The 21,034-nt window shown below is 41.1% G+C and carries 19 protein-coding genes; 10 read left to right on the top strand and 9 right to left on the bottom strand.

What is annotated here, in order from left to right; translation table 11 throughout:
- The first annotated feature begins 2 nt into the window (after positions 1-2).
- From AC570I_RS14300 to AC570I_RS14290, 3 genes are all read left to right on the top strand, one after another.
- Positions 3-752 carry a DUF3667 domain-containing protein gene (locus AC570I_RS14300; RefSeq protein ID WP_497405960.1) on the top strand — a complete coding sequence of 250 codons (750 nt, stop codon included), beginning with the start codon at positions 3-5 and terminating at the stop codon, positions 750-752.
- A 163-nt stretch (positions 753-915) separates the two neighbouring features.
- Positions 916-1,608 carry a hypothetical protein gene (locus tag AC570I_RS14295; RefSeq protein ID WP_497405959.1) on the top strand — a complete coding sequence of 231 codons (693 nt, stop codon included), beginning with the start codon at positions 916-918 and terminating at the stop codon, positions 1,606-1,608.
- A 2-nt stretch (positions 1,609-1,610) separates the two neighbouring features.
- A complete protein-coding gene (locus tag AC570I_RS14290) occupies positions 1,611-2,342 on the top strand; it encodes a hypothetical protein (RefSeq protein WP_497405958.1) in 732 nt (243 codons plus the stop codon).
- Between the two features lie 60 nt (positions 2,343-2,402).
- Here AC570I_RS14290 and AC570I_RS14285 read toward each other — a convergent pair whose 3' ends face one another.
- The gene (locus AC570I_RS14285; protein ID WP_047799246.1) at positions 2,403-2,645 is read right to left on the bottom strand and encodes a hypothetical protein; all 243 of its coding nucleotides are present in this window, start codon (positions 2,643-2,645) and stop codon (positions 2,403-2,405) included.
- A gap of 334 nt (positions 2,646-2,979) precedes the next feature.
- On the opposite strand from AC570I_RS14285, the gene AC570I_RS14280 reads away from it, so the two are divergent.
- From AC570I_RS14280 to AC570I_RS14250, 7 genes are all read left to right on the top strand, one after another.
- Positions 2,980-5,562 carry a PAS domain S-box protein gene (locus AC570I_RS14280; protein ID WP_497405957.1) on the top strand — a complete coding sequence of 861 codons (2,583 nt, stop codon included), beginning with the start codon at positions 2,980-2,982 and terminating at the stop codon, positions 5,560-5,562.
- Positions 5,563-5,692: 130 nt separating this feature from the next.
- Complete coding sequence (locus AC570I_RS14275) at positions 5,693-7,084, top strand: TolC family protein (RefSeq protein ID WP_497405956.1); 1,392 nt, start codon at positions 5,693-5,695, stop codon at positions 7,082-7,084.
- A 12-nt stretch (positions 7,085-7,096) separates the two neighbouring features.
- Complete coding sequence (locus AC570I_RS14270) at positions 7,097-10,381, top strand: efflux RND transporter permease subunit (RefSeq protein WP_497405955.1); 3,285 nt, start codon at positions 7,097-7,099, stop codon at positions 10,379-10,381.
- 12 nt (positions 10,382-10,393) lie between these two features.
- A complete protein-coding gene (locus tag AC570I_RS14265; RefSeq protein WP_497405954.1) occupies positions 10,394-11,491 on the top strand; it encodes an efflux RND transporter periplasmic adaptor subunit in 1,098 nt (365 codons plus the stop codon).
- A gap of 23 nt (positions 11,492-11,514) precedes the next feature.
- The gene (locus tag AC570I_RS14260; RefSeq protein ID WP_497405953.1) at positions 11,515-12,435 is read left to right on the top strand and encodes a helix-turn-helix domain-containing protein; all 921 of its coding nucleotides are present in this window, start codon (positions 11,515-11,517) and stop codon (positions 12,433-12,435) included.
- 130 nt (positions 12,436-12,565) lie between these two features.
- Complete coding sequence (locus AC570I_RS14255; protein ID WP_497405952.1) at positions 12,566-13,327, top strand: peroxiredoxin family protein; 762 nt, start codon at positions 12,566-12,568, stop codon at positions 13,325-13,327.
- Positions 13,312-14,172, top strand: coding sequence for a dienelactone hydrolase family protein (locus tag AC570I_RS14250; protein WP_497405951.1), 861 nt, complete (start codon positions 13,312-13,314; stop codon positions 14,170-14,172). The genes AC570I_RS14255 and AC570I_RS14250 overlap by 16 nt, the downstream gene beginning before the upstream one ends.
- 14 nt (positions 14,173-14,186) lie before the next feature.
- Here the strand turns inward: AC570I_RS14250 and AC570I_RS14245 are convergent, their stop codons facing one another.
- The 8 genes from AC570I_RS14245 to AC570I_RS14210 form a co-directional block, all read right to left on the bottom strand.
- Positions 14,187-15,149, bottom strand: a complete 963-nt coding sequence (locus tag AC570I_RS14245) for a hypothetical protein (RefSeq protein WP_497405950.1) — start codon at positions 15,147-15,149, stop codon at positions 14,187-14,189.
- Positions 15,150-15,151: 2 nt separating this feature from the next.
- Positions 15,152-16,252, bottom strand: coding sequence for a toxic anion resistance protein (locus tag AC570I_RS14240; RefSeq protein WP_497405949.1), 1,101 nt, complete (start codon positions 16,250-16,252; stop codon positions 15,152-15,154).
- A gap of 18 nt (positions 16,253-16,270) precedes the next feature.
- The gene (locus AC570I_RS14235) at positions 16,271-16,885 is read right to left on the bottom strand and encodes a TerD family protein (RefSeq protein ID WP_497405948.1); all 615 of its coding nucleotides are present in this window, start codon (positions 16,883-16,885) and stop codon (positions 16,271-16,273) included.
- Positions 16,886-16,888: 3 nt separating this feature from the next.
- Positions 16,889-17,443, bottom strand: a complete 555-nt coding sequence (locus AC570I_RS14230) for a TerD family protein (RefSeq protein WP_497405947.1) — start codon at positions 17,441-17,443, stop codon at positions 16,889-16,891.
- A gap of 2 nt (positions 17,444-17,445) precedes the next feature.
- Positions 17,446-18,282 carry a phosphoribosyltransferase family protein gene (locus AC570I_RS14225; RefSeq protein ID WP_497405946.1) on the bottom strand — a complete coding sequence of 279 codons (837 nt, stop codon included), beginning with the start codon at positions 18,280-18,282 and terminating at the stop codon, positions 17,446-17,448.
- On the bottom strand, positions 18,279-18,974 hold the full coding sequence (locus AC570I_RS14220) for an HAD family hydrolase (protein ID WP_497405945.1): 696 nt from the start codon (positions 18,972-18,974) through the stop codon (positions 18,279-18,281). Before AC570I_RS14220 ends, AC570I_RS14225 begins: the two co-directional genes overlap by 4 nt.
- Before the next feature lie 96 nt (positions 18,975-19,070).
- The gene (locus AC570I_RS14215; RefSeq protein ID WP_047799260.1) at positions 19,071-19,886 is read right to left on the bottom strand and encodes a TerC family protein; all 816 of its coding nucleotides are present in this window, start codon (positions 19,884-19,886) and stop codon (positions 19,071-19,073) included.
- Positions 19,887-20,011: 125 nt separating this feature from the next.
- Positions 20,012-21,028 carry a WD40/YVTN/BNR-like repeat-containing protein gene (locus tag AC570I_RS14210; protein WP_497405944.1) on the bottom strand — a complete coding sequence of 339 codons (1,017 nt, stop codon included), beginning with the start codon at positions 21,026-21,028 and terminating at the stop codon, positions 20,012-20,014.
- Positions 21,029-21,034: the final 6 nt, after the last annotated feature.

Here is a 21,034-nt window from a genome sequence, read left to right as displayed (position 1 = left end):
TCATGATGTCGTCAGAATGCCTGAACTGCGCTTCGCCTGTATCACAAAATTATTGTTCAAACTGTGGGCAGAAATCGAGTACGCACCGTTATTCCATTAAACATTTCCTGCTGCACGACTTCGTACATAGTGTATGGCATGTAGACAAAGGCATTTTTTTTACTTTAAAAGAACTTTTTACGCGACCTGGAAACAGTGTCAGAGAATTTATTGAGGGCAAACGTGTCCCATACTTTAGTTTTATAACGCTCATCCTGCTCATTCTTACGGTATCAGGTCTGTTGGCTCCGTATATCCATATTACGGCTACAGATCTGGTACCTGAAGTGAGTAAAGCCATGACGAATGAGTTTGAAAAAACGATCTCGCGCTATCCAAAACTCTATCTCATCGTTACCATTCCAATTTACTCATTACTCAGTTTCCTCTGGTTCAAAAAGGCTAAGTTTAACTATTCTGAGCATCTGGTGATGAATTCTTACCGGATTATTCCGGAAATGTTGTTTAACTTATTTGGATCTGTCGTATCCATCTTTTACGCTAATAAACAGGTATTGATCGTATTGTGTATCATGATCCCCGCTGTTTTTGGATTTATCTACAGTATATGGTTCTATTATCAGTTTTTCTCTAAAAGCGCATACGGTGCAAAAGGTCGTTTATTAAGAAGTGTGCTCATACTCATTTCTTTTTTCATGATTCCAATGATCATGGGACTCATCGCAGGAATGCTGATGGCGAAAGCACACTAAGTAATCTATCTACCATGGGTTCTTTGGTGATATCCTTCTTGATAATTGATCTGTTATTCATTATATTCAATACAAATAAAATAGAACCATTTATTCTGCAAAGTGTTATCCCAGTAATTTGCTAGTCATTACAGCGTTATTAATGAGCTAATTACTGTTTACCATGAAAAGAAGATCACTCGTAACCTTTTTATTGCTTGGTTTAATTTGTAAAGAAACCAATGCCCAAACCGATAGCAGTTTCCAATCTTTAAAAGGACAGCAATCACTTCAGTTAAATCTGGGTACCCAGGGGATAGGCGCCGAATATGTTTACGGCGTGTTGCCCGAACTGGCGCTTCGCGGAGGATTGAATTTCATACCCCTTAAAGCCAATAATGTATTCAAAATTTCAGGATTTAATTCCACCTCCAATCTGTCGGCCGATTTCTATAATATTCATGTACTGGCCGACTATGTACCCTCGAAAAACCTTTCATGGTTTAGAGTTGTAGGCGGCTTTGCTTATTTCCTGAAAGCACGTGGCGATATCAGGGTAATCCCGTCTGATGATTACAAATATGGCGACCTGGTGCTAAACGAGGATCAGATCGGATATGTTGACCTCACGGTAGACTGGAAGGGATTTGCACCCTATTTAGGGATTGCACTGGCTCATACTTTCCCGAAGAAAAATTTCAATGTGAGCGTTGATTTGGGCACCTATTACCTTACTAAACCGAAAGCCGACATTACCGGAACAGGATTGCTGGAAGGGAACTCCTCACAAACACCACAGTTTCAGTCAAACATTAAAGACTACCGCTGGCTTCCTGCCATTCAGGTGAACTTCAGTTATAAATTTAAAAATAATTAATTATGTCAACAGCAAGAATAACTCCCGTGGTTTTGATGCTCCTGATCTTGTCGGCATGTAAGAAACCTACAGAAAATATTAAAATTGTAGTGGATACGGATGTAATCAAATATACGGCAATGATTAATGTTACTGACGCCTCTACCGGCGCACCCGCACCAGCCAATACTACCATTACCATCTCGGGCGACCAGGCATCAAACATTTATGAACTGTCAGGGAAGAAAGACATCCGCCTTACTTCAGGCATGGTGACCATTGGCTTACAGCCGAATGTAGTACCTGCAGAAAACAATCCGATTACCATCAATGTTGGCATAGCTTCCAGTGGATATAACACGGCTACTAAACAAATTACATTTACCACGTCCCAGAAACAACAGGTAATCAATATTCCGATTACAAAAACCGGTTCAACCACACCGCCAATAGTAACCCCACCACCGCCCGTTTATAACAATACTTCTCTAACCTTTACCGGAAGGTGCCCAAGCCGTACAGATATTGAAATCAGGCCAAGCGTTTATATTTACTTTAAAAAAACAGGTTCAGTCGACGCTTTCCAGTATCTGGGTTATATGGAAAGGGGAAATATTACAACCAATTTACTACAGCTGAATGAAACTTACGATTTTCAGATTGTATATGGTGGCGACACTTATAAAGTGAACCAGAAAATTGAACAAACCAGCTATAACCTCACTATCGATATGCCCGCGGCATGTAATTTTTAAGGGATCTGATCAAAAGCAATCGTAAAACAATAAAGGCTTCCTATTGGAAGCCTTTAACTGTTAATTTTCAATAATCTGATAGTTCACATTCACCCTTTTCGGGTAATTGCTCTCCTCAAAATTTAAAGAAACGAAAGCTGCATTTTGATGCAGTTCATTCCTGAGTGCATCTTCAAAATGAAACTGAAGTTCTTTCTCTGCGCGCTCCCTTGGTTCAGTTAATAAATTCCTGTCGCTTAAATTTTCCGGCAATAAGGTGATGTCACAATTTCCCTCACTTATTTCTTTGACTAAGTATTTCATTTGTTCGGCTCGTTCTTCCTTTTATGTGTTATTCAAAAACGCGGTCAAAAATATGTGAATAGATGATTGTTCCTGTAATCTCAAAGTTAATTTTAAACGGCACCTGCATTAACAACTGTATACCAAATAGATACAAACGAAAAATCAAAGTAAATAAAACCAAATGCATCAGCAATACGTTCATATCCGTTTTAAGATACATAAAAAATTATCCTGCAGCCGCCTGAAAAGCCGATCTTCCATCCCCGTACAAGGTGAAAGTGTTTGAATGATATAGAATAATTTGTATGAAGATGTTATATTCGTTAAAGTTTTGTAAGCATCCCCCCAATTAATGAACGATTTAAATTCTCCCTTGTTTAAGGCTATTTTTGAAACTGATATACCCAGAGTTGTATTGAAAGCCAATGCGCCGGATTTTACTATTTTGGCATATAATCAGGCTTATGATGATAGTACCCATAACCATGGCAGAAATTTAACAGGACTCTCGTTGTGGGAAGCTTATCCCGATAACGATTCTCCTGTAGCGAAAATGCTGCTCTCAGAGGGTTTATTAACTGTTACAGGAGATAAAAAAAACCTTAAACTTCCTGTTTTCCAATACCAGATCCCAACAACAGAGGGATCTCAAAAAGAGGACAGCTGGTGGCAGATTGAAATTATTCCGGTGCTGGATGCTACCGGAGAGGTTGACCTGTTAATTACAAACAACCGCAACCTTACTGAACAGATTTTAAGTGAACGAAAACTGAATTCTTCTTTAAAACGTGAAGAAGATTTAAATATGGCCCTGGCCGAAACACATGAAGAGCTTGCGGCTTCAAATGAAGAGTTACAGGCAAGTGTGGAAGAACTATTGAGTGCAAATGAGGCATTAAGTCAATCGCAGGGAGACCTTGAATTCCTCAATATTGAACTTGAAGAACGGATAGCTTTACGCACGAAAGACCTGGAATCCAATCGGCATCTCCTGGAGAATATTATTCAAACCACTCCTGTTGCCATGACTTTGTTGCGCGGAGATGATTTAATTATTGAACATCCTAATCCTCACATGCTGCACATCTGGCAAAGAAGTCGTGAGCAAACCGTTGGAAGAAAAATAACCGACGTATTTCCCGAACTTCACGAGCAGCAATTTCCCGCTTTGCTGGCGGAAGTTTTTAAGACAGGCAAGAAAATTGCTATGCCGGAGGTACCTGTAGACATATCATATACCGATGGTAGCCGCAAACTGATCTATGTTAATTTTTCATACGATCCAATTTTCGATGATGCGGGAAAAGCGGAATGTATTCTGGCAACAGTAATAGATATTACGGAAATCGTAGAAAACAGAAAACTACTGGAAACCAACCGCTTCGACCTTCAGGTAATCGGAGAAGAACTCGCAGCTTCCAATGAAGAACTGGCTGCTACAAACGAAGAGCTGGCAGCAACAAACGAGGAATTGCAGGAGTCGCAGGAAAACCTTTTCAAAAATAACGAAGCACTAAGCAACGCTGAAGAAAGTCTGCGACTGGCTTTGGAATCCGGTAATTTAGGAACCTACAGTGTAGATTTATCCAGCAGAAAGTTTAATATTTCTGCAAGAGCCAGAGAATTTTATGGGCTTGAACCTGATGGAGATGTCTATTGGAACGAAATCACAGCAACGGTTGTGCCTGAATACCTTCCGGTGATCGAACAGGCGAGGAAAGATGCAATTCTCAATGGACTACCTTATGATGTGCAATACCCTATTGTTCCCAAGTCTGGCAACCAGATCAGATGGATCCGGGTAGTTGGCAAGAGTATTAGCGCTACAGAAGCCAAATCCGGAAAGTTTATTGGTGTCATCATCGACATTACTCAGGAGGTGGAACACCGCAATGAAATTGAGGAAAGTGAGAGACGATTCAGAACGATGGCTGAAGGTACCGATGTGCTGATTTCTGTAGGTGATGAAACTGGAGACGCAGTGTACTTTAACCAGGCTTGGATAGATCTTACCGGGATTGAAATGAACAAGCTGTTAGGCACGCAATGGACTAAGCTCATTCATCCGGAAGATAAAGACCTGTTTTGGGGAGCTTACCTTTCCGCTTTTGAAAAACAGATTCCTTTTACCGGAGAGTTCAGAATTTTGAATAAAGAGGGTGATTATCGCTGGCTCTTGGCCAAAGGCCCTCCGCGGTTTAATGAAGACGGATCATTTGAAGGCTACATTTGTTCATGCATTGATATTACTGATCTCAAAAGAGATGAGCAACGTAAAAATGATTTCATTGGAATGGTGAGCCATGAACTAAAAACGCCTTTAACGGCTATAAACGGCTTTGTACAGGTTCTGCAAAGCAAAGCAAAAAAGGAAAGTAACGATTACTTTTTGCTCGCCCTGGATAAAACACTAAATCAGATCAGAAAAATGACCACCATGATCAATGGATTTCTGAATGTTTCGAGGTTAGAATCTGCACAGCTTGTCATTCAGAAAGCTGAATTCAACCTGAACAAGCTCCTTGCTGAAATGGTTGAAGAAAGCGACCTGATTCAATATTCGCACACCATTACATTATCAGTAAAAGAAAACATTACCATTAATGCCGACCGGGATAAAATCGGCAACGTTATTTCCAATCTGTTAAGTAATGCAATAAAATACTCAGCAGCAGGCACAGCTGTTCATGTCAGCTGTAACATTACCGGGAATGAAGTAACGGTGAGCGTCGCTGATCAAGGTATCGGAATCAGCGGCGATGATGCGAAAAAGTTATTTCAACGCTATTATAGAGTTGGCAGCAACCAAACGATATCTGGCTTTGGTATTGGCCTATACCTGAGTGCTGAAATTGTTCAGCGTCATGGTGGAAAGATATGGGTAGAAAGTACCGAAGGTGAAGGAAGTACCTTCCTGTTTAGTCTGCCGTTATAACGATCTTTGTTATTTTGAAATCATCATTAAGTAACAATTCCAATATTATTTGATTTGAATAAGTTTTGATTTGAACTACATACTTTGATATTGCTGTGAAAAATTACATTTGCCGTGTAAATTATACACTATGTCGCGTAGATTCTTATTTCATCCACTACTTTCATTAATTCTTTTTTCATCAGGTTACTGTGCCGCTCAAACCTTAACGTTAAAAGAAGCTGTAAATACCGCATTAAAGAATTATGGCACGATAAGAGCCAAAGAAAGCTATGCAAATGCATCGAGAGCAACCATACAGCAAACAAAAAGAGAATACCTGCCTAATCTTAACCTGAGTGCGCAGCAGGATTTTGGTACAATTAATGGTCAGAATGGACCCCAATACGGACTTGGCGGCCTCGGGACAGCTTCATCAGGACCAGCCCTTGATAAACAGAACTGGAATGCTGCCTTTGGTGCGTTATATCTAGCCAACGTTAACTGGGACTTCTTTACTTTTGGCAGAATAAGGGAGCGCATCCAGGTGGCCAATGCGGCTTACCGGAGAGATCAGCAAGACCTGGAACAGGAAAAGTTTCAGCAGGAAATCAGGGTTTCCGCAGCGTACCTCAACCTCCTTGCCGCACAACGCATTACACGCTCGCAGGAAAAAAACCTTTCTCGGGCCGTTACCTTCAAAAACACAGCTACAGTCCGGGCTAAAAACGGATTGAATCCAGGTGTGGATTCTTCTTTCGCGAATGCAGAAGTTTCAGCAGCAAAAATATCGTTGACAAAGGCCAGAGATCTGGAACAGGAACAAGCCAACAGACTGAGCGTGTTAATGGGATCAAGTGCGGTTTCTTATCAGCTCGATACCAGTTCCATTACCCGCATACCATCAAACCTGCTTACTGATACCACTGGTAAATCAGCACATCCCCTGCTGAAATTCTACCAGAACAGGTTCGACGTAAGTCAGCAGCAGGTGAATTACCTTAAAAAACTTTATTACCCTAGTTTTTCACTCTTCGGTGTGCTACAAGGCAGAGGCTCAGGCTTTAGTTCTGGTTATGCACTTGACCAGACGGCATTCAGTACGAGCTACGCCGACGGAATTAATCCAACCCGTGGAAACTATTTGATTGGAATAGGAATGACCTGGAATATCAGCAGCCTGCTCAGGAACCACCCGCAGGTAAGGGCACAGGAATATACGAGCCAGGGATTGAAAGAAGAATACAATCAGGTTGATCAGCAATTGAAAGCTCAGCTACTCCTGGCAGAAACCAAGCTAAATAACGCCCTTCAAAATTATCGTGAGGCACCAATACAGGTAAAAGCTGCATCAGATGCCTACCTGCAGAAAAGTACGTTATACAAGAACGGGCTAACGACCCTTGTCGATCTTACCCAGACATTATTCGCTTTGAACAGGGCAGAGACCGACCGCGACATTGCCTACACTAATGTATGGCAGGCGCTGCTACTTAAATCGGCTGCGATTGGTAACTACGAAGTATTTATTAACGAATTTTAACAGGCTATATCAATGAATTTAATACGTTTCGCACTACGCAAGCCCATTTCCATACTCGTTTTGGTAGCGGGATTATTTTTCTTCGGGATAGGTGCAATCAACCAGATCAAGGTTGATATTTTACCACAGATGAATTTGCCTGTAATCTATATTGCCCACCCATTTGGCGGTTACACTCCATCGCAAATGGAAGCTTATTTCGGAAAGCAATATGTGAACATCCTTCTTTTTGCAAATGGCATCAAAAGCATTGAAACTAAAAATACGCAGGGTTTAATGCTGATGAAACTCACCTACTATGAGGGAACCAATATGGCGCAGGCGGCGGCAGAGCTTAGTGCCCTTTCTAACAGGGCCCAGGCGATATTCCCGCCGGGATCACAGCCCCCTTTCGTCATCCGTTTTGATGCCTCGTCTTTGCCTGTTGGGCAGCTGGTATTGAGCAGTGCCACGCGAACCAACAATGAATTGCAGGATATGGCAAACACCTATATCCGTCCGGGCTTCTCCGCAATTCCGGGTTTGTTGTCCCCCGCCCCTTTTGGTGGAAGTCCGCGTACAATTGAAATAAATGTTAATCCTTCGCTGCTGCGTTCACACAACCTTACGGTAGATCAGGTGGTAGAAGCCATCAGACTGAATAACCAGACGGCCCCATCAGGAAATGTCAGAATTGGCGATAAAAACTACCTGACCCCAACAAACTATACCATCAAAAAAGTTAAAGATTTTGAAACTATTCCATTGTTTAAAGGTGGCGTACAGAATTTGCAGCTGAAAGATGTGGCCACCATCAAAGACGGTGCAGATCTGGTTGCAGGCTATGCACTGATCAATGGCAAACGTTCGGTATACCTGAGCATTGCAAAATCTGGTGATGCGTCCACCTGGGATGTAGTAAAGAACCTGAAAAAAAACTTACCGAATATTCAAAACTCCCTGCCCGAAGACGTAAAATTATCCTACGAATTCGACCAGTCAGTGTATGTAATTAATGCTGTCAAGAGTCTGGTGAGTGAGGGTGCAATCGGAGCAATTCTCACCGGCCTGATGGTATTGCTCTTTTTGGGTGATAAACGGGCCGCATTAATTGTAATTTTAACTATTCCAACCTCCATTATTGCCGGCGTTTTATTCCTTAAGCTTTTTGGGCAAACCATTAACATCATGACGCTTAGTGGCCTGGCTCTGGCCATTGGTATTCTGGTAGACGAATCAACCGTTACCATTGAGAATATCCACCAGCATTTCGACATGGGAAAACCCAAGGCATTGGCCATATGGGATGCCTGTAAGGAAATTGCATTTCCAAAGCTTTTGATCCTCCTTTGTATTCTAGCCGTTTTTGCCCCTGCATTTACCATGACAGGCATACCCGGCGCACTATTTTTACCACTGGCACTGGCCATAGGTTTCTCCATGGTCGTATCCTTTTTACTGTCGCAGACTTTTGTTCCCATTATGGCAAACTGGCTGATGGTTGCCCATCCTAAAAAAGGTGCTGAACATCACCCGGGGATGACTCAGGACGAAGCAGATTTCAAAGCTACCGGAATTCCCCTCGAATCAGAAAAAGACACTTTAAATCAGAAGAAAGTATTGGTAGAGCGTGAAGATTTTAATGACGACGGTAAGATCAGTTTCTTCGATAAGTTCAGAAACAGATTCATGCGCTTTATCGACAGGATTATGCCGTACCGGAAGCCGGTGGTAATCATATACCTGATCGCCATCGTTAGCCTTGCCGCACTGCTGCTGATGAATATCGGTCGCGACGTACTACCCAGAGTAAACTCAAGCCAGTTCCAGCTCCGGATCAAAGCTGCCGATGGCACCCGTCTGGAACGTACAGAAGAGAAAGCAAATATTGTATTAGCGGAGCTTAAAAAAATGGTAGGCGCTGAACACGTTGGCATATCATCTGTTTATGTTGGTCAGCATCCTGCTCAATATTCAGTGAATCCCATCTATCAGTTTATGGCCGGACCTCATGAGGCCGTTTTCCAGGTGAGTTTAAAGGACTTTGAAGAAGATATGGATGATTTCAAGGATGAATTTCGTGCACGGATCAAAAAAGCATCACCTGATCTTCAGCTTTCATTTGAACCTATAGAGCTGACAGATAAAGTATTAAGTCAGGGCTCCCCGACACCTATTGAAATCCGCATCTCGGGAAAAAATAAAAAGCTCAACGAAAAGTACGCCGGCAAGGTGTTGAAGGAGTTGAAAGAAATTGCTTACATGCGTGATGTTCAGATTGCACAGCCGATTAAATACCCGTCACTGAATATCGACATCGACAGAACCCGGGCAGCACAGATTGGCGTGGATATGGCTGACATCTCCAGGTCGCTGATTGCATCTACCTCTTCATCCCGCTATACAGATAAAAACATTTGGCTGGATGAAAAAGCTGCACTACCTTATAGTGTACAGGTTCAGGTACCACTAAACCAGATGACCAGTAAAGATGATATTGGTGAAATCCCCTTGTTAAGAAACACGGCAAGACCAGTATTGAGCGATGTGGCAAAAATTACTCCCGATACTACCTACGGTGAAAACGATAATGTGGGCGCTTTGCCTTTTCTATCTGTTACCGCCAACCTATACCACAAAGATCTGGGCAAGGCTTCGGTAGATGTGGATAAAGCGATTAAAAATTTAGGCGAACTACCAAGGGGGCTGAATGTATCGGCGGTGGGTTTAAGTAAAGTATTAACCGAGACATTGGATAGTCTGCAATCGGGTTTACTGGTAGCCATTGTGGTGATCTTCCTCATGCTCGCTGCAAACTTCCAGTCATTTAAAGTTCCGTTAGTCATCCTGGCTACTGTTCCGGCAGTAATCCTGGGCTCATTATTATTACTAACTTTAACAGGCTCTACTCTCAACCTTCAGTCGTATATGGGTATCATCATGTCGGTAGGTGTATCCATTGCCAATGCTGTTCTACTGATCACCAACGCCGAACAGCTGAGAAAGCATAATGGAAACGCGCTTGAATCAGCAAGAGAGGCTGCGGCCTTGCGTTTGCGTCCGATTATTATGACCAGTATTGCCATGATTGCAGGTATGCTGCCGATGGCCATTGGCCATGGCGAAGGCGGTGGTGCAGTATCTCCGCTGGGCCGTGCCGTAATCGGAGGCCTGCTGGCATCAACATTTGCGGTATTAATTGTTCTCCCTCTTGTATTTGCATGGGTACAGGGCAAACAAGATACCAATTCATTGTCATTGGATCCCGAAGATCCGGAAAGTTTACACTACATTAAAGGTTTAGCCGAAAACGAATAACAGCACAAACAAATGAAAACTAACACATTCTCATCATCCATTACCATTACTGCCTTAATCATATTAAGCGCAATCTACGGCTGTAATCATTCAGAAAAACAAGCGGCTAAAAAAGAAAAAGAAGCAGCAATTGCTACTTTTGATCTTAAAAAAGATAAATTGTCTACAGCCCTGAGCCTCCCCGGTGAACTGATTGCTTTGCAGCAGGTAGATCTATATGCAAAGGTAAGCAGCTTTGTAAAAACACTTAAAGTGGATATTGGTTCAGAAGTAAGCAAGGGACAATTGCTAATGACACTGGAAGCACCGGAAATGGTTTCTCAAGCGGCTGCAGCACAATCACGATTAAAAGCGCAGGAGGCGGTGTATACGGCGAGCAAAGCGAATTATAACCGTTTGTATGAAACCAGCAAAACCCCGGGCACCATTTCAACAAATGATTTAGACCAGGCACTTGCCAGGAAAAATGCAGACCTCGCCCAGCTGGATGCCGCAAAAGCGGCCTTCAAAGAGATTGGTGCAATACAAGACTATCTCACCATTAGAGCACCTTTTACCGGTGTGATTTCAGCAAGAAATGTGAATCTTGGTGCCTATGTCGGGCCTACAGGTAAAGGTTCTGATTTACCTATCTTTACGCTTCAGGATCAGAAAAACCTGCGTCTTGCAGTGTCCATACCCGAAATTTATACAGGCTATCTGACTGCCGGTGACGAGATTAACTTTACCGTTAAATCTCTACCGAATCAACAATTCAAAGCGAAGGTAAAAAGACTTTCAGGAGCGTTAGACTTGCGTTTAAGGGCTGAACGCATAGAAATGGATGTTCCAAACCAAAATAAAACACTCCTGCCGGGCATGGTTGCAGAAGTGAATATACCTTTACCCGCTAACGCCAGTACTTTCATTATCCCGAAAAAAGCCTTGCTGGATACCAGCGAAGGATTTTACGTGCTTAAAGTAAGTAATAACAAGACAGTAAAGGTTGCTGTTAAAACAGGCAGGGAAACGGAAGATAAAATAGAGATTTTTGGCGACCTGAAAGAAGGTGAAAAACTTGTTGCAGAACCAAGTGAAGAAATGCACGACGGAACAGTTGTGAATCCTTAACTTTACGTTCAGGAAGAGAAACCATGATAAATTCAATTGCGAAGAAGGAGACACTTGTAGATTTTTATAATAACCTAAAAATCCGCCTGCCTGAAATCCCCATGCCCAGCCTGGGAATGATCAATGATATCGGACACTTTAATGTGTTCAACAGGGCAATAGTGTGCTCCAATCTTCCTTCTGAATTTAGCCGCAGGGATTTCTATAAGATTTCACTCATTATCGGTAATGGGATTTTAAACTATGCCGATGCCACCATCGAAATTAAAGAGCGGGCATTATTATTTACCAATCCCAATATCCCCTACTCCTGGCAAAGCACTTCCCCTCAGCCTAATGGTTATTTCTGCCTTTTTACCGACAATTTCATCCATAGCAAAAACGAAAGCCTGAAAGATTCCCTGCTGTTGAGGCTGAACAATTGCCCGGTGATTTGCATTGATCAGGAACAAGAGGACTACATTAAACGCATTTTTGCCAGAATGATGGATGAAATGGATGGTGATTATATCCATAAATACGACCTGCTCCGCAACTACGTGCAGTTGATTGTACATGAGGCATTAAAGGTTCAACCCACAGGGATGGTACTGAAACAAAACAACGCTTCTGTTCGCATCACCTCCCTGTTTATCGAGCTTTTAGAGCGACAATTTCCTATTGGGTCGACAGAACACTCGCTTGAGCTAAAAACCGCACAGGATTTTGCGTCGCGTTTATTAGTGCATGTAAATCACCTGAACCATGTAGTAAAAGAAGTAACCGGCAAAACAACGTCCGAACACATTACCGGGCGGATTACCGCAGAGGCTGTTGCTCTACTCAAGAATACAGACTGGAACATCTCTCAGATTGCCTATTGTCTGGGTTTTGAGTATCCTGCAAATTTCAACCTGTTCTTCAAAAGGCGTATGAATTGTACACCACGAACCTACAGAAGCTAAAAAACAAGCTCATCCAACATTTGGATCGTGGTGTTAAAGTAACAAAATCAATGCTTTAAGCCTCAAATGCTGCTTAACCTTTCGGTTATTTTAAATTTAATATTAAATTGCAGTTTCAAACCAAATATAAATGAAATACTTTTTTGCCCTGGGCTTAATTTTCAGCTACATCAGTTCAAATGCGCAAAGTTATACGGCTGTCAGAAATGTTCCTGACGACATCATTAAGCTAAAGCCAACAGTAGCTCAGAGAACTGATACCAATCAATTATATTTTGACGATAATGGGGTAGCGCTGAGTTATACGCAGTTTAATAAACTACTGATCAGCGGCCAGTACGTCGCTAAACCTGCTGACGAAATCACTAACCCCAGAAGAATATCACTTAAAAAACTATCTTCCGAAGCATACGAAAAGCTTAACCATTTTATAAGGGATAATACCAGCATTCAAAATGAGCATATATCTACAGGTAAAAAGCTTGATGTGTCAGTGCTTATCCCCCATTTCAAAGCCGCCAGATCAACCAACCAGGTTCTTGTTCAGATTTACTGGTATGCCGGATGCAAAAGCTGCGATGAATCCCTTAACCAACTTTCTGCATTCGTAAAAGAACTCAACAACCCTAAAAACTTGTCATTTGCCATCATCACTACTGATGATATCGCACTGGTAAATAAAAAGCTTAAAGAAAATCCACTTCCAAATACTGAGGTAATCGGTTCAGGAAGAACTATCGCAGATGCCTATGAAATCACCGAATTTCCTGCGTATATTGTAAGCGACAAGAATCAGATTATTACATATGCTGTCGCCGGTAGTTCGAGACTAATTGTACCCGATCTAAAAATGGCGATAAAAACTGCTTTAAGTGAATGGATCAGAAAATAATTAAGCTATACGACGAATACACCCACAGCCAGATGGGTAGAAAAGATTTCATGAAAAAACTGGCTACGCTTGCCGGTAGTACGGCTTTAGCGATGACTGTTCTCCCACTATTAGAGAATAATTATGCCGCAGCCAGCTATGTAAATGATGAAATTGAAGTCAGCAACGTTAGCTATTCGGGTGTAGATGGAGAGATAAAAGCAGTACTTGCGAAACCTAAAGGCAAAAAAAGCCTGGGTACCGTTTTGGTTATTCATGAAAACAGAGGACTTAACCCACACATCATTGACGTCACGAAAAGAGTCGCTGCAGAAGGATTTCTGGCTTTGGGTGTTGATGCCCTTTCGCCTCTGGGCGGTACACCTGCCGATGAGGACAAAGGCCGTGAACTAATTGGTAAACTAGATCTGGATAAAAATCTGCAGAACTATTTAAAAGGGCTTGAATACCTGAGAACCAGAAAAGATGGCAATGGAAAAGTGGGATGTGTAGGATTTTGCTGGGGAGGTGGCATGGCTAATAAACTGGCAGTAAATGATCCTAAACTTCAAGCCGCAGTAGCGTATTACGGTGCACAACCAAATGTAGCTGATGTTCCTAAAATTAAAGCCAGTATCATGTGCCATTATGGAGGTTTGGACGAAAGAATTAATGCTGGAATCCCCGCCTACGAAAAGGCATTAAAAGAAAACAATATCGATTATAAAATTTATATCTATGATGGTGTTAACCATGCCTTTAATAATAACACATCACCAACAAGGTATAATGAAGCGGCTGCAAAACTGGCCTGGGGAAGAACAATTGAACTGTTTAAAAAAGAACTGGCTATTTTGACCAGATAGGCGTTGATGATGTTTTAAAAGAGATCTGTTTTTAGCATCTCTTTTAATATGTTTGACTGAACATCGAAATTGCTCAGGTGATTGAGGAAATTAACATCAGAAATTTTCTGGTAACTGTTTTCCAGTAAATGTGTGATTTCATTTGGAATAGCAGTTTTAAGGATTGCTGCACTACTCTTCAGCTTATCATTTTTGAACTGCAGTTCCTGAACAATACGCTCACGTTCTGATAAGTTGGTAGAAATGTCTATCCCCTCAATTACGCTCAAATCGCAGAAAAGAAAAAGATTCCGGGCTGGGAAAAACAAATAATAATTATCCTCATCCAGAAACCGGTAAACCTCTATCACCAGTTCACCTGATTTTAAACCCAGATGAAAAGCTGTACGGAAATCATGCTTACATAGTTTGCCCATCAGCTTTTTCTCAATAACGGCATAGCTACTGGTGTAAACATTTTTAGTGCTATAGTCGATCAGGCGGGAAAACTGATCCGTATTGAGATCGAAATAAAAGTCGTTTGCATATTTCGCACTGAAGGCATTGATATTGCGCGAAAATGGAAAATCACTGCTTAAATCAGAAAGCACCTGATAGAGCCGCCTCAGCGATTGATTTATTTTCAAAGACTGTTGTTGTTTTTCAAGATTGAAGCTTTTCTGATCGTTAAAGGTTGTACCCATTTTTGCAATCAGTTCCTCATTTAAGTGGATTTCATCATAAATAAGAGACACATTTTTTTCATTGCTCTTTTTGATTTTTTTGAGCAACGCCGTTACGCTATCGGTAAACTGGAGGTGAAAAAGATCCAGTTTTTCAATTTCGAGATCTTCATTATTGTTAAAAAGCTGGTGAATAACCTGTGTTCTTAAATAAATTTTATAGATAATCTCTTCATCAAAAAACACAGAGAGCAGTTGCAACCTGCTGATCTCTGTGTTTGATTTCTTTAAAATATTTAAGCGATATTCGTCCATATTTAATTACCCACCCGGGTCACATTCTTTTTCAGCTCGCTTTCAAGTGTTTTAAGCTCACCGTCAAGTACCCTGCGGCTTTGTTCTCCCGCTTCATGGATCTTTTTAACCTCGTTCAGCGTTTCTATCAATGAAGAGGTGGTTTGCTTCAAGGTATCCAAAGATACTACCGTTTTCTCATTTTCTTTAGCTACATCAATGCTGTTTTGTTTCAGCATTTCTGCATTCTTTTGTAAGATTGTGTTGGTAGTATCAGAAATTTTCTTCTGCATCTCCACGTTGGCTTTCTGGCGTTGAAGGGCCACCGCAATGGTGAGCTGATTTTTCCATACGGGTATTGTGGTCGAAATAATCGACTGCGCCTTTTCTGCTATCGAAGTATTATTATTTTGCACTACTCTGATTTGAGCCAGTGATTGCAGCATAATAAACCGTACTATTTTCATATCAGCCAGCCGCTTATCCAGCCTGCTCGTAAAATCCCTCAGATCGGCAATTTCGTAATCCTGATAATCTGCTGGCCTTCCTTCCATTTCAGCAAGCTTAACCTGAAGCTCATTATATTTCAGCTGTCCGGAAATGATCAGCTCTTCCATTTGATGAATGTAGCTCACATTGCTGTCGAACATCGTTTGTAAAGCTGTATTGTCTTTAATCGAATTCAACCTCCCTGCCTTAATTTTATTGGTGATTTTATCGATATTATTAACCACCACATCGTATTTCTGAAAGAGCTTTTTCACGTCTACAACCAAACCTTTCAGAAAAGGAATCTTCGAAATGAAACTCTTGAAACCACTCTGCTCTAACTCGTTTACATCAATATAGTTAAGCTCAGTAAGTAGTTCGTTGATTAAACCACCCACTTCGCCACTGTTGTAAGTTCTTACAGAAGCAAGGAAATCGTTACTGTACTTCTCCATCGAATTCTGAGCTTCACTTCCATAATTCAGGATCGAGTTCACGTCAGATGGCTCGAGGGATTTAGCGATCTCCCTGTACTTTGCGGTACTTTCAGGACTAATATGTTCAACATTTACATTCCCATCTTTATCCAGTACTACCGGTGTTAAAGATGGTGTTGCATTTGGGTTCGTTTCCATAGTGAATAGGTTTGCAGGCTACAAATAGTTTTGGGTTACTGTTTTTACAGTTTCTTCCAATTTACGGTCTTTGGTTGGTTCTCCGATGGCATTGAATTTCCACTCACCATTTTTTTTGTAGAAAACACCAAGTACCATTGAAACTGATCCTTTGAAGGCAGCTCCATTGGCAATATCATATTTAGCAAAAACTTCATTTACACGTTTCGTAGTCCCTTCATAAATGCGGATAGAAGCAAAAGGAATGGTTCCAAAATCGTGCCCCCTGAAGCTGTTTAGAACAAATGCAACATAGCTTACGCTCGCATCCAGCTGACTAAGATCTATAGTGATGATTTCGTTATCTAAACCATCATCTCCCCCCATGTCACCTGTTAAATCATCACCGCTGTGTTTTACTGAACCGTTTTTTGATTTGAGGTTTCCGAAGTATACAACCTCGGATAGTTGCTTATTCTCCGTGTAGAGCGCACAACTTGCATCCAGATCCACCGCTTCTTTCGATGAACCAAAGCCAAATAAGCCCTTCTTTTCGATAGCGCCCCAATTGATGCCTACACAAACATTTTGCAGCTTACTGCCATTATTTTTTTCGAGACTGATACGCTGTCCTTTTTCGAGATTGATTGCCATAATTTATTGATATTTATTTAAATAATCCTGTAAACCACCTTTCATACCAGAACCTACTGCTTCGAACTTCCATTTACCTTCACGTTTGTAAATCCGACCAAATTCAACTGCAGTTTCAATTGAAAAGTCTTCTTCCAGTTCGTACTTTAAGATCACTTCATTACTAACTGAATCAAAAATACGGATAAATGAATTTCTTACCTGACCAAAATTCTGTCTTCTCACATCAGCTTCATGAATGGTTACCACCACACATACTTCGTTAACACGGCTGTCAATTTTAGTTAAGTCAATTTTAATTTGTTCATCATCACCATCACCATCGCCCGTTAAGTTATCGCCGGTATGTTCCACCGCTCCGTCAGGAGAAACCAGGTTGTTGTAAAAAACAAAATTCTCGTCTGAAACCAGCTTTTTCTGATCGTTTAAGATGAAAACCGAGGCATCTAAATCAAATGCACTTCCTGTAGTTGAATTGTTTGTATCCCAGCCCAGGCCTATGGTGAATTTAGGTGCCTCGATATTTTCTCTTTGCCCCTTCTGTAAGTTAATAGCCATATCTAAATTAATTTATAGTTATTGTTTTTAATGTAGTCTTTTATTGAATGTAAATTATTGGCATAAGCCTCAATGGTGTGGTAGTTGTTTCCCAGCGACAAATCGTAAAGCTGATTAATAAAATCACTGCTACGGCGTTCCAGAAAGATTTTAAAACTATTTTCCTGTGTATTCAAAATGTATTTTACAATCCTCGTGTTGAAACAGAAGTGACCACTGTCAATGATTTCCTCCAGATCGAATATTGACTTAATCTGGTGATAATTTAGGAAATTTTCGACGTTCGGATGAATATTCTTATTGATCAGCTCTGCAAAATACAGCATGTGTATTTCATTGGTCAGATCATATTCTTTTGCCATTTTTAAAATCATCTTTTCATGGCTTCCAGTAATTCTGATATCGTCGAGAAACAATAATGTTTTGCCGCTTAAAAAATCCTTATCAATATGGAATGAATCATTACCAATCAGGCTTAAGCGTTGCTCAGCACTTAATTCGCCATAGTCTTCCTTATAGGTAATTGTCCGGTGCACCTTAGCTTCCTGAACGGATTGTGCTCCGTTTTCTACAAGCCAGCGGTTCAACTGAGAAACGAAATAGTTTTTCATGGCAAATGTGGCTGTTGGTATAAAACTGTAAGGGCTGGATATCACAACAATCTGACCACTGATCAGGTTATCAGTTAAATAATACCTGATAAAAGCGTCGGCAAGGTTTCTCCCAAAAGTTCTGGCTACCAGATCATCGCCAAATTTAAACCTGCTGTAATCATCCGGATCAAAGCCAAAATCAGCGGTGTTTTCTATTTTATGTAAGGAAAAGGTATATGGAATCATGAAAGTAGCGTTAAGATAGATTGCTTGTTTGAATTAATGAGCATGCTATTGATGCCGATGTTTTTTGCTCCCAATACATCTGCAACCGGGTTATCGCCCACGTGCATCACGTCTGAGAGTTGCAGATCAGGATGCGTTTTCCTGCAGATGCCATCCAGCATCAGCTGAAAAAAGCCGGCGCTGGGCTTCGACATCCTTACCTCATCCGAATACAGCTGGAAATCGATAAATGGAGCAATGCCCAGCTGCTGAATCACCTGACGAAGCGTATGCCCTCTGATGAAGCCCGTATTGCTTAAGATGTTAACCGTACTGCTTCGTGAGTCCTGAATTTTTGCTAAAACGGGCAAACAGTTTTCGCAATACACCAGTGGCATAAACTCAAAAAACAAAGCTTCTATATCTGCGTAAATTTGTTCAAGATTAATCTCTGAAAAGGAAAAGTTGTAATCATTAATCATGCTTATCACAATCAGGTGCATTTCGTCAGCATCAACATTTTTGCCCGTTTTTTCGTTCATGGCATTTACCATTAAATCTACCCGACGGACAATTGAGCTGACTTCTTCAATAGTTTTATTTTTGCTGTTAAACTTTTCAAAGAAATACCTCGAACGTTCAAGTTTGAAAGTTGGGTTGGATTTGATTAATGTTAGCCAGAGATCAAATGAGTAATGTTTGTAAAAAGCCATTGCACTTATTCCTTATCTGTTTAAAATTCTAATATTGCCAAAATGATTCATTTATAGAAATATAGATTGTAAGTTTTTCGAAAGGTAAGCTAATCTTTAAGATTTATCGAGTACATCTTCTGCCTGTTCAGCAACATGGGCATCAGTAATATGTTTTTTTGGAAAATTGAACAGCAGAGAAGTTACCACAGGAATAATAAAAATACCAACGGTAAAAATCGAAACGAAGAGATCGGTCTTTTCGCTTTCAAGTACATGAGAAATTTCTGATTCAGGGTTAAAATGGGTAAATACAGACGCAGTAAGCTTGATTCCCAGTACACCAATCACGATGAAGGCAACAGTTTCCAAAAAAGTAAACTTCTCCATCAGCTTGACAAATGCCTGTGCCACAAAGCGCATCGCCAGTATTCCGATAAATACACCGATATATATCAGGTAAATATTGTCAGTAAATGCCACCGCGGCAAAAACGTTATCAATAGAAAAAGCTAAATCCATGACTTCCACCAGCGCCACTGTAGCCCAGAACGTACCCACCAGACCAACTGTCGATTTGTATATCCAGCTTTTACTTTTATCCAGGTCTTCTTCTTCCTCGCTTTTACCACTATTCTTTTTTCTGAAATAATCGAAGGCAAGATAAAGGAGGTACAAACCACCTAACGGTTTTAACCACCAGATTTTAACCAGCCATGCAGCAAGGAACAAACAGATACCCCTGAAAACGTATGCACCGATGATACCATATTTCAATGCTTTATCGCGCTGGCTTTTTGGTAAATCCATCACCATAGTTGCCAATACCGCAGCATTGTCTACCGAGAGCAAACTTTCAATTACAACAAGGTTTAGAATAATCAGTAAACCAGCCTGTATGTCATCACCAAGAACGGTATGTAAAAAATCCATATTGAGCGTATCCTTTTATATTATTAATCATTTAGCTGAGCAAAGAAACAAAATTATTTGAATCCTGAAGCTTTATTTCAATATTTAGAAACAGAAGCGTCAATACTGTTACAGGCTTATTTTTTTTAATTGATAACCAGCTGATACACCGAACCTTTTTCACCAGCCAAAATGATCTGTTTACCTTTCTTCGCCTTCTGCACCGCATTAAAACTTTTATCGGAAATGTGTTTCCAGGTTTGACCGCCATCTGTTGACATATCTGTTCCGGAAGTGCCTGTTGCCACAAGAGTATTGGCATTAATATAGGCCACCGCAGATCTGAATCCGGCTATGGGCGTTAGTGGTTTCTGCCAGGTTTTCCCTCCATCTGCCGTTAGCAGGATGTTATTTGGATTTTCCTTATCCTTTACATAGTTTCCGCCAACCACAACGCCTTTTTTATCGTTGAAAAAGTCGATCGAAAACGGACCTGTAGTACTCTCTCCCTGCCATATCGGACATTTATAAACCGCCCAGGTTTTGCCATAGTTAGCAGAAAAATAAATATTAGAGACCGTCCCTCCTGTTGAAATCCATACTTTGCCCCCAGGCAGCGCTTTAATAGTGGTTCCACTAGCGGCAAAGGCTGCCTCCCCTTTGTTCATAGCAGTTTTAAGGTTCGAAGATATATCCTGCCAGCTAGCTCCCCCATCCGATGTGCCAAGCAGTTGTAGCTGATCCAGGATTGGATCACCAAAGGCAATCCCTTTATTTTTATCCCAAAAACTAAAACCATCCAGAAATATGGCAGAATCGAGATTTTTATAATGTGTTGTCCAGCTAGCTCCCCCATCTGTTGTTTTAAGAATATAGGCAGGCGATCCCGCATTCACAACTATGGCGTTTTGATTGTCGAATGCTTCAATGTCGCGAAAATCAAGTTTTTCGTAACCCTTCGGCCTCAACCATTCCCACGTTTTTCCACCATCCAGGGTTTTACCAATTGAACCATTGCTTCCGCTTACCCATGATACCTGATCAGAGACGACTGACAATCCGCGCAAACTTGTTTTTGTATTTTCATTCAGTGGCTTGAATGAATACGATTGCGCAGCGCAAAAAAAAGGTGCCATTAAAAGGCACCAAATTACTTTTTTCATATTAAC

Source organism: Pedobacter sp. A2324 (genome assembly GCF_059693705.1).
Note: the sequence above shows the minus strand (reverse complement) of the source record. Positions and strands in the feature narration are given on the sequence as shown.

Coding starts and splice junctions, on each gene's coding strand:
- AC570I_RS14230 (WP_497405947.1), bottom strand. CDS start 17,443: ATGGCTATTAACTTACAGAAGGGGCAAAGAGAAAATATCGAGGCACCT.
- AC570I_RS14210 (WP_497405944.1), bottom strand. CDS start 21,028: ATGAAAAAAGTAATTTGGTGCCTTTTAATGGCACCTTTTTTTTGCGCT.
- AC570I_RS14275 (WP_497405956.1), top strand. CDS start 5,693: ATGTCGCGTAGATTCTTATTTCATCCACTACTTTCATTAATTCTTTTT.
- AC570I_RS14255 (WP_497405952.1), top strand. CDS start 12,566: ATGAAATACTTTTTTGCCCTGGGCTTAATTTTCAGCTACATCAGTTCA.
- AC570I_RS14300 (WP_497405960.1), top strand. CDS start 3: ATGATGTCGTCAGAATGCCTGAACTGCGCTTCGCCTGTATCACAAAAT.
- AC570I_RS14270 (WP_497405955.1), top strand. CDS start 7,097: ATGAATTTAATACGTTTCGCACTACGCAAGCCCATTTCCATACTCGTT.
- AC570I_RS14295 (WP_497405959.1), top strand. CDS start 916: ATGAAAAGAAGATCACTCGTAACCTTTTTATTGCTTGGTTTAATTTGT.
- AC570I_RS14250 (WP_497405951.1), top strand. CDS start 13,312: ATGGATCAGAAAATAATTAAGCTATACGACGAATACACCCACAGCCAG.
- AC570I_RS14285 (WP_047799246.1), bottom strand. CDS start 2,645: ATGAAATACTTAGTCAAAGAAATAAGTGAGGGAAATTGTGACATCACC.
- AC570I_RS14235 (WP_497405948.1), bottom strand. CDS start 16,885: ATGGCAATCAATCTCGAAAAAGGACAGCGTATCAGTCTCGAAAAAAAT.
- AC570I_RS14280 (WP_497405957.1), top strand. CDS start 2,980: ATGAACGATTTAAATTCTCCCTTGTTTAAGGCTATTTTTGAAACTGAT.
- AC570I_RS14215 (WP_047799260.1), bottom strand. CDS start 19,886: ATGGATTTTTTACATACCGTTCTTGGTGATGACATACAGGCTGGTTTA.
- AC570I_RS14260 (WP_497405953.1), top strand. CDS start 11,515: ATGATAAATTCAATTGCGAAGAAGGAGACACTTGTAGATTTTTATAAT.
- AC570I_RS14240 (WP_497405949.1), bottom strand. CDS start 16,252: ATGGAAACGAACCCAAATGCAACACCATCTTTAACACCGGTAGTACTG.
- AC570I_RS14290 (WP_497405958.1), top strand. CDS start 1,611: ATGTCAACAGCAAGAATAACTCCCGTGGTTTTGATGCTCCTGATCTTG.
- AC570I_RS14220 (WP_497405945.1), bottom strand. CDS start 18,974: ATGGCTTTTTACAAACATTACTCATTTGATCTCTGGCTAACATTAATC.
- AC570I_RS14245 (WP_497405950.1), bottom strand. CDS start 15,149: ATGGACGAATATCGCTTAAATATTTTAAAGAAATCAAACACAGAGATC.
- AC570I_RS14225 (WP_497405946.1), bottom strand. CDS start 18,282: ATGATTCCATATACCTTTTCCTTACATAAAATAGAAAACACCGCTGAT.
- AC570I_RS14265 (WP_497405954.1), top strand. CDS start 10,394: ATGAAAACTAACACATTCTCATCATCCATTACCATTACTGCCTTAATC.